Genomic DNA, 14087 nt, shown 5'->3' on the forward strand with positions numbered 1-14087 from the left:
TGGCGATTGCCAATGCACCTCTGTTTTTAATCTTAAGTCAATCCAAAAACACTTCCACCATGGCACAAATCCAGCTAAAAAACAAGCAATCACTGCTTATAAATTACAAGCTTAAACATCTTTTCCATGGCACTCATAGATTCGGCTAAACTGTATTTTTTTGTGAAATCAAGATATTCTAAACTTCTTTCATCACGTTCTTTTGGATGGTCGAGCCAATAATCTATCTTTTCAGCAAGGTCAGCAGCATCGTTATAATTAAACAAATTTTTTTCATCTATTGCATAAGCAGGAGCGGCGGAATTAGGTGAATCGTTTATGATAGGAACAAGTCCGCATGTGGCCGCTTCGAGGCAGGCAATGCCCTCAGTTTCTTCGCTTGCAGCATGAACATATAAATCGCAAGTCGCAATAACTTCTAATAATTCAGGCCTTGAATATGTACGAATAATAGGTTGATTTATAAGTCCGCAGGCGTCACGCTCAATTGAAGATTTGTAATCTCCATCACCCGCAAAAATAAGTTGAATTCTGTTTTTATATTTACTCATGTTTACAGCGTTAATTAGTACTTTGTGATTTTTGTGTTTAGATAAACGTGCAATATATATAATTCTAAAATTGCTGTCTACAGGTCTGTGGCATGATACTTTTTTGCTAAAATCAGAACTAATTCCCGAGGAAATAATATAATGAGGAGTGTATCCGATATATTTTTCAAAATCTCTGCATAAAAACGCAGATGGAAAATGTATAGCCTGACAATATTTGTATACCTGTTCATAAAATTGTTTGTAAATTTTCTTTTTATATTTATCTTTGGAACCAATTCGAATAGGACGAATAAGCGAATCTGCCTGACATTGAAAAGTCGCCATTACAGGAATGTGGTGCTCCAAAGCGTATTTTGTAACATATTTTCCAAGAGAAAATGGCGTAATTATTAAAACCCCATCTGTTCCCAAAACAGCCTTCCTAATAACAGAACGCTTTGGCTTCGCAAATACAAGCCCCTGATTGGCAAAACGCTTTTCAATACTAGTTAAATGCTTTTTTTGAGGAACAACAAAACATGAATTTATATCAGACTTGTCTTTATCCGGACAAATAATATTTACAGAATGTCCGTGTCTTGTTAACCATTCAATTAAATTGTAGCAAAAAATGGTGGTACCATTGTTTTCCTCACCTAAGAAATCGCATACCATTGCAATAATCATAAAACCCCTCCATAAAACTAAATACATAATAAAGGTTTAATTTCGAATAAATCAGTCAAAAATAAACCAAGCGATGAAACTAAGTATTATAAAACAAGAGTTTACTTCACAAAATAAAAGGACAAACTCTCTATTTAGACCCTCCCTTTAGAAAGTAATATAAAACAAAAACTGCTAATTTACAATATAAGAAATTCGACGTGAATTAGAAATGTGTCTATTATGGTTAAAAACATCAATTATTAATGCAGACAAACGTCCGTCGGCATTGCATAAAAGGCTAAAAAAATGTATAATAAACTGAAATACATTCTGAGATTGATATGTATATTTAATGGCATTTAGGAGGACGATAATGATTACATTAAGTAAAGGTGGAGCTTACCTTTTAAACGGTAACGAAGTAATTGAAGTTGGGGACGATTCTGAAGAAATTTTAAAATCAAAATTAGGCCAGAATTATCTAACAAAAGAAGAAGCAGCTAAGAATACAATGGCATATAACATTTTAAACAGCCATAATACATCTGGAAACATGGAAAAACTCCAGATTAAATTTGATAAACTGACATCACATGATATTACATTCGTAGGAATTATCCAGACAGCAAGAGCTTCAGGATTAGAGAAATTCCCAATACCATATGTACTTACAAACTGTCACAACAGTTTATGTGCAGTAGGTGGAACTATTAATGAAGATGACCACATGTTTGGACTTACATGTGCAAAGAAATACGGTGGAGTTTATGTACCACCTCATCAGGCAGTAATTCATCAGTTTGCAAGAGAAATGCTTGCAGGCGGTGGAAAGATGATTTTAGGCTCAGATTCTCATACACGTTACGGTGCTTTGGGAACTATGGCAATGGGAGAAGGCGGACCTGAATTAGTCAAACAGTTATTATCTCAGACATATGACATTAACATGCCGGGTGTAATCGGTATCTATATGACAGGAGCACCTGCAAAGGGAGTTGGACCTCAGGACGTTGCTCTTGCAATTATTGGTGAAGTATTTGCTAATGGATATGTAAACAATAAAGTAATGGAATTTGTTGGACCTGGTGTAAGTAACTTAAGTGCTGATTTCAGAATTGGTGTTGACGTTATGACAACAGAAACAACATGTCTTTCATCTATTTGGAGAACAGATGAAAAGATTAAAGAATTCTACGACATTCACGGAAGAGTAGATGATTATAAAGAATTAAATCCTGGAGCAGTAACATATTACGATGGAATGGTATATGTTGAATTAGACAAGATTAAACCAATGATAGCTATGCCTTTCCACCCAAGTAATACATATACAATTGATGAGTTAAATGCTAACCTTGCAGACATTTTACACGATGTTGAAAAGAAAGCATTAGTATCATTAGACGGACAGGTTGAATACTCATTACAGGATAAGATTAGAAATGGCAGATTCTATGTAGAACAGGGAATTATTGCAGGTTGTGCAGGTGGTGGATTTGAAAATATCTGTGCAGCAGCTGATATCTTAAAAGGCAATAACATTGGCTCAGATGAATTTACGTTAAGCGTATATCCTGCATCAATGCCTGTATATATGGAATTAATTAAAAATGGATGTGCAGCAGACATTATGGAAGCCGGCGGTGTAATGAAGACAGCATTCTGCGGACCATGTTTTGGAGCAGGAGATACACCTTCAAACAACGCATTTAGTATCAGACATTCAACAAGAAACTTCCCTAACAGAGAAGGTTCTAAGTTACAGAATGGACAGATTTCATCAGTTGCTCTTATGGATGCACGTTCAATTGCAGCAACAGCAGCTAATAAGGGATACCTTACAGCAGCAACAGATATGGATGTTGAATATAAAGGAAGAACATATCACTTTGACAGCTCAATTTACGCTAACAGAGTATTTGATTCACACGGAGTTGCAGACCCTGATACAGAAATTAAATTTGGACCTAATATTAAGGACTGGCCAAAAATGGAAGCTTTAACAGATAATTTATTGTTAAAGGTAGTTTCAGAAATTCATGACCCTGTAACAACAACAGATGAATTAATTCCTTCAGGAGAAACATCATCATATCGTTCAAATCCTCTTGGATTGGCAGAATTTACATTATCAAGAAAAGATCCTGAATATGTTAAGAATGCAAAGGATGTTCAGAAGGCAGAACAGATTCGTGTTTCAGGCAAATGCCCATGCGAACACTCAGATGAATTTGGAAAAGTATGGAATGGTTTAAAAGAAGCCTTCCCTGAAATGAATATAAACAAAGAAACAGTTGGAATCGGAAGTACAATATATGCAGTTAAGCCTGGAGATGGTTCAGCAAGAGAACAGGCAGCAAGTTGTCAGAAAGTATTAGGCGGATGGGCAAATATAGCACATGAATATGCAACAAAGAGATATCGTTCAAACCTTATCAACTGGGGAATGCTTCCATTTATCTATGAAGATATGGAATTACCATTTGCGAAAGGAGATTACATCTTTGTACCTGATATTGCAAATGCAATTAAGGAAAAGAAGTCTGACATCACAGCTTATGTAATGAACGGAACGGAAAAGAAAGAAATAACATTGAAGCTTGGAGAAATGACAGATGACGAAAGAGAAATAATCTTAAAAGGATGTTTAATCAATTATAACAGAGTATAAATAAGACGAACGGAGGGCCCATATGGAATATAAAAAAATAATAACAAAAGACGATTGTTATATGTTTGGACAAGGTACACATTATGAAATCTACAACAAACTAGGAGCCCATTTAATGGAGATAGACGGAGTAAAGGGCACGTATTTTGCAGTGTGGGCACCAAATGCTGTTAACGTCAGCGTAGTAGGTGAGTTTAACAATTGGATAGGATTTGACCACAATATGGAAATGGAAAATGACTCAGGAATTTGGGAGCTATTCATTCCGGGTGTGGGCGAAGGTGAAATGTATAAATACGTTATTTCAACAAAGAATGGTGACACCTTATACAAATCTGATCCGTATGGATTCTGGTCAGAAAAGAGACCTGGAAATGCATCTAAAGTAGCTAATATTGAAGACTATACATGGAAAGATAAAAAATGGCATGAGAAAAAGGAAAACCACTACGAAGAACCGATGTCAATATATGAAGTACATATGGGTTCATGGAAAAAAGACTTTGTAGATGAAAACGACGAAGACGGATTCTATGATTACAAGAGATTAGCAAAAGAACTTGTAGCATATGTAAAAGATATGGGTTATACACACGTAGAATTAATGGGCGTATTGGAACACCCGTTTGATGGCTCATGGGGATATCAGGTTGTAGGATATTATGCTCCAACAGCCAGATACGGTAAGCCTGTAGAATTTATGCATTTAGTTGATGAATTCCATAAGGCAGGAATTGGTGTTATACTCGACTGGGTACCGGCACATTTTCCAAAAGATGCACATGGTCTTGCAATGTTTGACGGCACTCCATTATATGAATATGCGGACACAAGAAAAGGAGAACACCCTGATTGGGGAACAAAGATATTTGATTACTCAAAGACAGAAGTAGTTAACTTCTTAATTGCAAATGCATTATTCTGGGTGGAAAAATATCATGTTGATGGCCTTAGAGTAGATGCAGTAGCATCAATGTTATATTTAGACTATGGACGACAGGACGGTCAATGGGTTCCAAATAAATACGGCGATAATAAGAACTTAGAGGCAATAGAATTCTTTAAGCACTTAAGCAGTATTATGAAACAGAGAAATCCACAGGCATATATAATTGCAGAAGAATCGACAGCATGGCCAAAGGTAACTGCGGACCCTAAAGACGGTGGACTTGGATTCTCTTATAAATGGAACATGGGATGGATGCATGATTTCCTTGAATATGTAAAATTAGACCCATATTTCAAGAAATTTAACCACAATAAAATGACATTTGGATTAACATATGCATTTAGTGAAAACTTCATATTAGTGTTATCACATGATGAAGTAGTTCATCTTAAATGTTCAATGTTAAACAAGATGCCTGGATATCCTGCAGATAAGTTTAAGAACTTAAAGACAGCATATACATTTATGTTTGGACATCCGGGTAGAAAATTATTGTTTATGGGACAGGATTTCGGACAACTTCAGGAATGGTCAGAAGCAAGAAGTCTTGACTGGTATTTACTGGAAGAACCTGAACATAAAGATTTACATGAATATGTTAAAAAACTATTACATTTATACAAAAAATATCCTGCAATGTATACTGAAACAAAAGGATACGATGCATTTGAATGGATAAACTGTAATGATAATGATAGAAGTATCTTTAGTTTTATAAGAAAGACAGGAGAAGAAAATTATAAGAATGCAATAGGATTTGTAACAAACTTTACTCCTATAGCAAGAGAAGATTACAGAGTGGGAGTTCCTAAAGCAGGCACCTACAAACGACTTCTCACAACAGAAGCAGGAGAAACAAAGGAAGTAAAATATAAAGCTAAAAAAGGTGAATGTGACGGAATGCCATATAGTTTGGACATGCCATTACATCCATTTGAATCAGTTATATTTGAATTCCCAAAAGTAGCAGCTGCAAGAAAAAGCCATGCAAAAAGCACTAAGGGTAAAAAAGCTGTAAATAAAAAATAAATGGGCGAAGTGCCTTATGAATACGAAACAGGCGGGGAGAAATAGCTTCCCGTCTGAAGTCGTATTTAAGCAAATAAAATTTCGGCATATTGGAATGGGAAAGTGAGACATAAAATGAAAAAAAGATATGTTGTAGCAATTGTAATTGTTATATTACTGGTTACACTTGCTGTTTTTGGTATTACAAGAGGTAAAGTATTTGATAAATCATCGGATACAAAGAATAATCATACTACAAATGAACACGAATTGCTTCCTGAAGTAGATGCATATTATGGCTCAGAAAAGATAGCATCAATATTAGGATATAAAACAGAAGTAGGAAGTAACTATATAAGAGACAACATTGTTCCGGTGGAAAGTAGTCGTGTGATACCTGTAAAAATAATAAATAATGGCAGAACAATTGTCGGAATGAAGTATGAAGTGCGAAGCACGGAAGATTCCCGATTAATAGACAATGGGGAAGCAAAACAGACAGAAAATACAGAAAAGACTACATTGTATGAAATAAATGCCAGTGCTATTTTACAGTCGGGACAGGAATATCAGCTTGTTTTAACATTGGAAACAAATAATAATGAAAATATATACTACTATACAAGAGTCATGGTAATGAATGACAGTTTTGTAGATGGACAGATTGCGTTTGCAAAGCAGTTTAGCAGTAGCACATTAGGACAGGATACAGAATTAAATATTGCGACATATTTAGAGCCTGATGAAGATTTGAAAAATGATGATTTGGGATATACGACATTATCTTCAAGTTATAAAATGTTGCAGTGGAGTGAAATGAAACCTGAACTTCAGGGAAAGATAAATGTTTCAGCAAAAGAGTTTTGCATCAAAGACAGCGGAGAAGCAGGAACATATACACTAGAATATCAAGTGAAAGCAAGCAATGCAGAAGGTGTTGAAGAAACATATAACGTATCAGAAACAATAGTTGTATGGACTTTTTCAGGACAAAATTATGTATTGAATTATAATAGAGAAATAAATCAGGTATGGGAAGCAAATGACAACAATGTTGGAAAAGCTTTTATAGATTTAGGAATCCAGAATCAGAAAACAATAGACGTTGCTGAAAGTGAAAATGGACAGTACATTGGATTTGAAATTAATGGCGATGTTTATACAATGGATTTAACATCAAATGGAATGAAAAAATTATTTGCACTTGATGCCAAAAGTGTGTCAGAAAACAGAATGACAAAGGCAAAAATGATTCAGACAGATGATAAAGGCAATGCCAATTTCCTGGTTTATGGATACAGTCCAAGTAATGAACATTTAGGAGAAAATGGTATTTCAGTATTTCATTATGATAAAGAAAGTAATGAAAGTAAAGAATTGTTGTTTATTCCATTTAGCCAGCCTGCAGAGATGATTGACAAACAGATTCACAAATTATGTTATGTAAACGATGGAACAATTTATTTCATGTTAGATAACAGTTTATATTATGTTAATATAGGAACAAAGGAAAGTGGCAAAATTGTTGAAAATATGCCTGACGGTTCTTATGCGATAAATCAGTCAAAAACAGCAATTGCTTATAATACCGATTTGACAACAATGAATAGTGATAGTATTACGGTAATAGATTTGACGACAGGTAAGGAGAAAAAACTTACAGGAGAAAATGGCGAAAAGCTGTCAGCGTGTGGATATACAGGAAACAATCTTATCTATGGTATAACAAAACCTGAGAATGTTTCGGACAGTATGCGTATAGATACTTTAAAAATTATAGACAAAGATTATAACGAAATAACTTCATATTCTTCTGACAATACAGTTATTACAGGTGTTGAAATAACAGACACTATTATTAACATGAAGAGAGAAAAGAAGGGCAAAGCTATTTCTGATGATCAACTTATAGATAATACTGAAAAATTAGAAACAAAGACAAAATCAAGTTATTTTGCGGATACATTAAAGCTTAAAGAACTTGCAATTTCATTTGTAAACCAGTTAAGTGGAAAGAATGAATTAAAAGTAGAGGAAGCTTCCATTAAATACAAAAAATCAACAGAAGTAAATACAATAATAAAGCCTGCAGCACAGGACCAATATTTTGTATATGCGGGTGGAAATTTATTTGGAATATATTATAATCAAAATGAGGCAGAAACAGTAGCGAAGACAAATAAAGGCCTTGTTACAGATTATAATGGACAAAAAATTTGGACGTTTGAAGAAAATTATGAATAAAAGGAGAATCATTCAACATGCGGTTCATACACACAGCCGACATTCATCTAGGGGCAACGCCGGAAAGTAAAATGGATTGGGCAGTCCACAGGGGAGATGAAATGTGGGGAACATTTGAAAGATTAATAAAAAAAGTTAAGGAAGATGAAATAGAATTACTTATAATTGCAGGAGATTTATTCCATAGACAGCCATTGTTAAGGGAATTGAAGGAGGTAGACTACCTGTTTTCAACGATTCCGGATACAAAGGTTGTGTTGTGTGCAGGAAATCATGATGCAATAAAAAAAGGTTCGTTTTATAGAAATTTTGAATGGAATAAGAATGTTTATTTTCTTGATAGCAAAACAGTAGATTGTGTGCCTATAGATGATTTGGGCGTTGATGTGTATGGATTAAGTTATTATAAAAATGAGATAACAGAACCGCTGTATGATGATATACAAATAAAAAATCCATATAGGATTAACATTCTTGTAGCTCACGGTGGTGATGATAAGCATATTCCTATTAATAAAAGAAAGATAATGCTTGAGGGATTTGACTATGTGGCATTTGGACACATTCACATTCCGGATTTGGATGAAGCTAACAGAATGGCATATTCAGGTTCCCTTGAACCTATTGATGTAAATGAAATAGGCCCTAGAGGATTTATATATGGAGAAGTAACTAAGCAGAATTTGAATATAAGATTCCAGTCTTTTTCTAAGAGAGAATATAAACATGCGGAAATGACGGTAACTACAAATGCTACAAATATGGAACTGCGACACACTCTTATGGAATTTATAGAAAAAGAAGGTAGAGATAATATATATAAAGTAACAATAGTAGGTTATAGAAATCCTGATTTTGATATTGACTTAGAAGGTCTGGCTCAGGTAGGAAATGTAGTATCCGTAATGGACCGAACAGAGCCTGACTATGATTTTGAAGAATTATATGAAAGAAATAAAGATAATCTGTTAGGAATGTTTATTAAAAAATATATCGACCAGGATGTTCTCTCTCCAATACAGCAGAAGACCTTATACTATGGGGTTAAGGCGTTACTTGAGGCTATGGAGGACAAACAATGATAATAAAAGATATTCGATTGATTAATTTTGGCAAATTTCATGATACGGAAATTCATTTCGAAAGAGGATTAAACATTGTTTATGGTGAAAATGAAGCCGGAAAAACAACAATACACACATTCATAAGAGGAATGCTTTTTGGTATAGATAAACAGCGTGGAAAAGCCAGCGGAAAAGATACATATACCAAATATGAACCATGGATTAATCCTGAAGTATATCGTGGAATGATGCGAGTTGAAAACGATGGTAAGGACTATCGTTTTGAAAGAAATTTTAATAAAAATGAAAAATCATTTCGTGTCATAGATGAGGACCTTGGAAGAGAACTTGATGACAACGAAATAAAGCAGTTGTTTAGAGGCTTAGATGAAAGTTGTTATTATAACACAATTAGCATAAGCCAGATTGGAAGTGCAACTGATAAAGAATTAGAAAATATATTAAAGAACTACGCAGCAAATCTAGGTTCAACAAAGTCTATGGAAATTGATATGAAACAGGCTTTGACAAGTCTTGATGCTGAGCGTAAAGAAATAATAAGCGAAAATAAAGTAGGTTCTAAAGAATCAGTAATTCGTGATATGGAAGAAACCGCAGAAGAAATAGAGATGTCTAAAAGAGAGCAGGATACAATAATTTCTGAAATTGATTTAGACAGGAGTAAAGAAGCGGAGTTACTGGCAAAAAAGCAGGATTTGGCAGGAAAGGATGCTGTCAGATTAGAAGAAATGACAAAATACAGTGCCAGAAAAGAAAATCTTTACAATGAAATAATGCAGCTTAACCATGAAATTGATAAGGCTTCAAGAACTTTGACAGAGATAACGGCTCAAAAGGGAGAAATGGAAAAGCAGTTAGAGTCAAAAGGAATTCCAACAAGGGAAGTAATGGAACGAGTAAGCAACGCCTTAAATAAGGCGACAAATATACCAATTGTGTTCGCCCTTATAACAGTTGTATGCCTTGGATGTTCAATAGGTATGTTTATGGCAAATCCTGAATTACTTGATTTTTCAAGCAAAGGCATTTTAAAAATTGGAATACCGGCAGGATTAGCATTAGCATTTTTAATAGCAACAATTGTTAAGTTTTTTATGAATGTAAAGAGCAAAGAAAGACTTGCTGAAAATTTAAAAGAAACTAAACTTATCATGGATAAGTTAGATGCATTAAATAATGAAAAAACATATACAGAGCGTCAACTTGATAACAGAAGAGCTAATTTAAGTGTAGCTAAAGAATCTTTAAAAAATCTTGAAGAATCAGAATTATCAAGCGATGATTATAGTGAAGAGATAAAAGAACTTGATGAAGAATATGCAGTGCTTAAGGAAAAAATTGGAAAAGAGCAAGGTGTATTAGAGCAGAAGCAGGAACAGGATATTGAATTAGAAAAGCATATAGAGAATTTAAAAGCAAAACTTCAATCCATTAAAAATGCAGAGATTGAAATAAGAGCATTAGAGAATGCTAAAAGAGAAATTGAAGAAATAGCTTATGAAGTTAGAAACAGTTTTGGAAGACGACTTAACGAAAAGGCTTCCTGCTATATGTCAAAGATTACAAATGGAAAATACAACAATATTGTTATAGATGATAACTTAAATGTTTCAGTTAATGGTAGAAATGCTTTAATATCATCTTTTAAATTAAGTAAGGGAACTGTTGAACAAATTTACATGGCTTTAAGGCTTGCAGCAGCAGATATAATATTTGAAAACGATACAAAACCTATTTTGCTTGACGATACTTTTGCAATGTACGATAATAAACGAATGGGAAACACAATGAAGTTTATGGCAGAAAATCTTGACCAGGTAATAGTGTTCTCATGTCATACAAGAGAAAAGGTTATGGCGGACAAACTTGGACTTGATTATCACTTGAAGAAATTAGATTGATTAGTAGATGCTACATGCTAATCAATTTAAATAATAAATAATGAGATTGGTAATGTAATAAATTTGTGGGGATTGGGTTTACAAAAACAGGAAATAAAATTGAACAGGTTAAATAGGAGGAACAGACTATGACCACAAAAGAATGCTACGAAAAGATGGACTCAAACTATGAAAAAGTCCTAGGAAGATTAGGCAGTGAAATGATAATCAAAAAATTTGCAATTAAGTTTTTAGACGATTCAAGTTTCCAGAACTTAAAAGATGCATTAGCAGGCAAAAATTTGGATGATTCATTTAGGGCAGCACACACATTAAAGGGTGTATGTGTTAATCTTGGATTTGACAAGTTATATGAAGCAAGCTCAAAGCTTACTGAACAGTTAAGAGCAGGAAAGCTTGAAGGCTGTGATGAAATGTTTAAAGATGTAGAAAAAGAGTACGAAATGACAATAAGCGTACTTAAAGAATTCGCAGAACAGAACTAGAGTTAACTGCAACAGATTTGTAATTGATTATAGCTAACTGCAACAGAAAGAACTGGAATTGACTATAATTAATTCCGACAGAATTATAATTAATTAAAACAAAACGGCTAGAACAGAGCAATTTGTACAAGAGATAAAGAATAAATACATAACAATTTAATGCATAAAAAATAATACATAAAAAATTAATACATAAAAATAAAACCTTCAAGAGATATGAGATGATATATCCAAAAAGTTTGTTCTTTGGAATTTCCTCAATATAATCTTTTGAAGGTTTTTTGTATTAAAAAAACTGTTGCATTTGCAACTATGGTTGTAAACACAACAGTTTAATATTATAGTAAATTAATTCAATTATTTATTATTATATTCATTAATCTTTTTAGTAATCTTATCAATTGGGTTTAAGATGTCACTAATTGATGCGTCATGGTTTAATCTGTCAATGAATAAAGCTGTAAATTTGCTTATATCAACATTGATGTACCATTCTTTTTCAAGAAGCTCTGGAGTCTGGTAAATACTGTTTGTAGTCATAACTCTGTAAATTAATCCCTGTTCATAAGCTTCATCGAATCTCTCTAAACCATTTGTAAATAAACCAAATGTAGAAGCAACAAATACTCTGTTTGCTTTTCTCTTCTTAAGCTGTTTAGCTACGTCTAACATACTATCACCGGAAGAAATCATATCATCAATAATTAAAACATCTTTACCTTCAACGGAATCCCCTAAATATTCATGTGCAACAATTGGATTACGTCCATCTACAACCTTTGTATAATCACGACGTTTGTAGAACATACCCATGTTAACACCTAAAACGTTTGCATAGTATACAACTCTTCCCATAGCACCTTCATCAGGGCTGATCATCATTAAATGATCAGAATCAAGTTTAATATCAGGAACATTTCTTAAAAGGTTTTTAATGAACTGATATGTTGGCATAACTGATTCAAATCCACTAATAGGAATTGCATTATTAACTCGAGGGTCATGAGCGTCAAATGTAATAATATTATCAACACCCATATTTACTAATTCCTGAAGCATTACAGCGCAGTCCATAGATTCTCTAGATGAACGTCTATGCTGTCTGCTTTCATATAAGAAAGGCATGATAACTGTAATTTTACGTGCCTTACCACTTGCAGCAGCGATAACTCTCTTGATATCAGCATAATGATCATCTGGAGACATATGATTCTTTTGACCGCATACTGTGTATTCGATACTGTGGTTAGTAACATCATCAATGATGTAAAGGTCACAACCACGTACAGTATCTTTTAAAGCGCATTTTGCTTCGCCTGTACCAAATCTAGGAACGCTTACGTTTAGAAGATAAGAATCCTTAACATATCCTTTGAAGGTAATAGGTGATTCTTTAGCTTCAAGTCTTTCGCTTCTCCATCCGGAAATATAAGCATCAACTTTATCTCCGAGAGCTTTACTTCCAGGTAAAGCAACAATTGCAAGCGGACCTACAGGGATAGATTCGATAAATTTTTTGTTAGACATTTTTAGATTTCCTCCGTGTGTTAATTGTTAAATTTACTTTTTATTCTTATATCATCGCCAAAAATCTTCATAACAGTATAATTGCCAACTGCACGTGAAAAAATACGCTCAGTATAGTTTTGCTTCAATTCATCTACTGAAAGATTTGAAGAAATAATAGTAGATTTTTGACGTATAAGGCGTTCATTAAGGCAATTGAAAAGTGATGAGGCAGTAAATGAATTAGCCATTTCCGTGCCAAGGTCATCAATAATCAATAAATCACAGCTTAGAAGTTCTCTCATACTAATATGTTTATTTCCCGTAGATTTGTGGCTGTTAAATGATAAATCAGCCAACAGGTCAAATAATTGAACTGCAGATAAATAAATAACAGAGTAAGCCTGTTCTATAAGTTCTTTAGCAATGCAGTTAACTAGAAAAGTCTTGCCAACACCTGCATTCCCATAAATCAAAAGACTTTCATGACTGTCTTTAAAATTCTTAATAAAATACCTGCAATGGTCAACAACATCCTCAATATTTTCAAGAGGAGTTTTTCCCGTAATAGAATCTACTTCGCCACTATTGTAATAGTCAAAGTTAAAATTGTCAAAGTTTTCTCGCATAAGAATCTCTTTTAAGTTAGATTGTGAGTATAATTCCTCAACAACAGCCTTAGTAAAGCAGTGGCATGGTTCACCATTTATAAAACCTGTATCTTTACAGTCAGGGCATGTAAATATCTCATCCAGATAATCACATGGAAAACCGGCGGCAAGTAAAGCAGCCTTCTTATCATCTTTTAATAAGACTAATTCCCTTTTTAGTGAATCAACTGCTGAAGAATCCCCGGCTAAAGCTTTCCTTCCGGCTGAAATGGCCAAAGAACTAATCTGGTGGCTTATTTCTTCAACTTCAGGGGCTTTTTCATAAACCTTGGCAATTCTCTCTTCTAATTCAATTTTATTGTTTAAACGGCGCATATTATACATATTGCTAATAACGTCGTATTGTTCTCTTTTTAAACCCATAA

General features: G+C 33.9%; 9 protein-coding genes. 6 read left to right on the forward strand and 3 right to left on the reverse strand.

From position 1 onward, the window contains the following. Positions 1–89 precede the first annotated feature (89 nt). On the reverse strand, positions 90–1220 hold the full coding sequence (locus ABMA45_RS07120) for a glycosyltransferase (RefSeq protein WP_022089196.1): 1131 nt from the start codon (positions 1218–1220) through the stop codon (positions 90–92). A gap of 355 nt (positions 1221–1575) precedes the next feature. On the opposite strand from ABMA45_RS07120, the gene ABMA45_RS07125 reads away from it, so the two are divergent. The 6 genes from ABMA45_RS07125 to ABMA45_RS07150 all read left to right on the forward strand — a co-directional run bounded on the left by ABMA45_RS07125 (position 1576) and on the right by ABMA45_RS07150 (position 11545). Continuing rightward, positions 1576–3873, forward strand: a complete 2298-nt coding sequence (locus tag ABMA45_RS07125; RefSeq protein WP_022089197.1) for a hydratase — start codon at positions 1576–1578, stop codon at positions 3871–3873. Between the two features lie 22 nt (positions 3874–3895). Next, the gene (gene glgB / locus ABMA45_RS07130; RefSeq protein ID WP_022089198.1) at positions 3896–5851 is read left to right on the forward strand and encodes a 1,4-alpha-glucan branching protein GlgB; all 1956 of its coding nucleotides are present in this window, start codon (positions 3896–3898) and stop codon (positions 5849–5851) included. Positions 5852–5965: 114 nt separating this feature from the next. Beyond that, on the forward strand, positions 5966–8074 hold the full coding sequence (locus ABMA45_RS07135) for a hypothetical protein (RefSeq protein WP_022089199.1): 2109 nt from the start codon (positions 5966–5968) through the stop codon (positions 8072–8074). Positions 8075–8091: 17 nt separating this feature from the next. Then, entirely contained in the window at positions 8092–9156 is a 1065-nt protein-coding gene (locus ABMA45_RS07140; RefSeq protein WP_022089200.1) for a metallophosphoesterase family protein, read from the forward strand. Next, positions 9153–11060 (forward strand): ATP-binding protein, encoded by a 1908-nt coding sequence (locus tag ABMA45_RS07145; protein ID WP_022089201.1) that lies wholly within the window; start codon positions 9153–9155, stop codon positions 11058–11060. The genes ABMA45_RS07140 and ABMA45_RS07145 overlap by 4 nt, the downstream gene beginning before the upstream one ends. Positions 11061–11188: 128 nt before the next feature. Further along, the gene (locus ABMA45_RS07150) at positions 11189–11545 is read left to right on the forward strand and encodes an Hpt domain-containing protein (RefSeq protein WP_022089202.1); all 357 of its coding nucleotides are present in this window, start codon (positions 11189–11191) and stop codon (positions 11543–11545) included. A gap of 357 nt (positions 11546–11902) precedes the next feature. On the opposite strand, the gene ABMA45_RS07155 is transcribed toward ABMA45_RS07150, so the two are convergent. Continuing rightward, the gene (locus tag ABMA45_RS07155) at positions 11903–13072 is read right to left on the reverse strand and encodes a ribose-phosphate pyrophosphokinase (protein ID WP_022089203.1); all 1170 of its coding nucleotides are present in this window, start codon (positions 13070–13072) and stop codon (positions 11903–11905) included. Positions 13073–13092: 20 nt separating this feature from the next. Continuing rightward, positions 13093–14085 carry an ATP-binding protein gene (locus ABMA45_RS07160; protein ID WP_022089204.1) on the reverse strand — a complete coding sequence of 331 codons (993 nt, stop codon included), beginning with the start codon at positions 14083–14085 and terminating at the stop codon, positions 13093–13095. Positions 14086–14087: the final 2 nt, after the last annotated feature.

The sequence above is a fragment of the Eubacterium sp. CAG:156 genome (assembly GCF_000434315.1).
GTDB lineage: Bacteria > Bacillota > Clostridia > Lachnospirales > Lachnospiraceae > Eubacterium_U > Eubacterium_U album.

What these genes read in the sequence shown, in the direction of transcription:
- glgB (WP_022089198.1), top strand. Translation starts at nt 3,896, where the DNA reads ATGGAATATAAAAAAATAATAACAAAAGACGATTGTTATATGTTTGGA.
- ABMA45_RS07120 (WP_022089196.1), bottom strand. Translation starts at nt 1,220, where the DNA reads ATGATTATTGCAATGGTATGCGATTTCTTAGGTGAGGAAAACAATGGT.
- ABMA45_RS07155 (WP_022089203.1), bottom strand. Translation starts at nt 13,072, where the DNA reads ATGTCTAACAAAAAATTTATCGAATCTATCCCTGTAGGTCCGCTTGCA.
- ABMA45_RS07125 (WP_022089197.1), top strand. Translation starts at nt 1,576, where the DNA reads ATGATTACATTAAGTAAAGGTGGAGCTTACCTTTTAAACGGTAACGAA.
- ABMA45_RS07135 (WP_022089199.1), top strand. Translation starts at nt 5,966, where the DNA reads ATGAAAAAAAGATATGTTGTAGCAATTGTAATTGTTATATTACTGGTT.
- ABMA45_RS07145 (WP_022089201.1), top strand. Translation starts at nt 9,153, where the DNA reads ATGATAATAAAAGATATTCGATTGATTAATTTTGGCAAATTTCATGAT.
- ABMA45_RS07150 (WP_022089202.1), top strand. Translation starts at nt 11,189, where the DNA reads ATGACCACAAAAGAATGCTACGAAAAGATGGACTCAAACTATGAAAAA.
- ABMA45_RS07140 (WP_022089200.1), top strand. Translation starts at nt 8,092, where the DNA reads ATGCGGTTCATACACACAGCCGACATTCATCTAGGGGCAACGCCGGAA.
- ABMA45_RS07160 (WP_022089204.1), bottom strand. Translation starts at nt 14,085, where the DNA reads ATGGGTTTAAAAAGAGAACAATACGACGTTATTAGCAATATGTATAAT.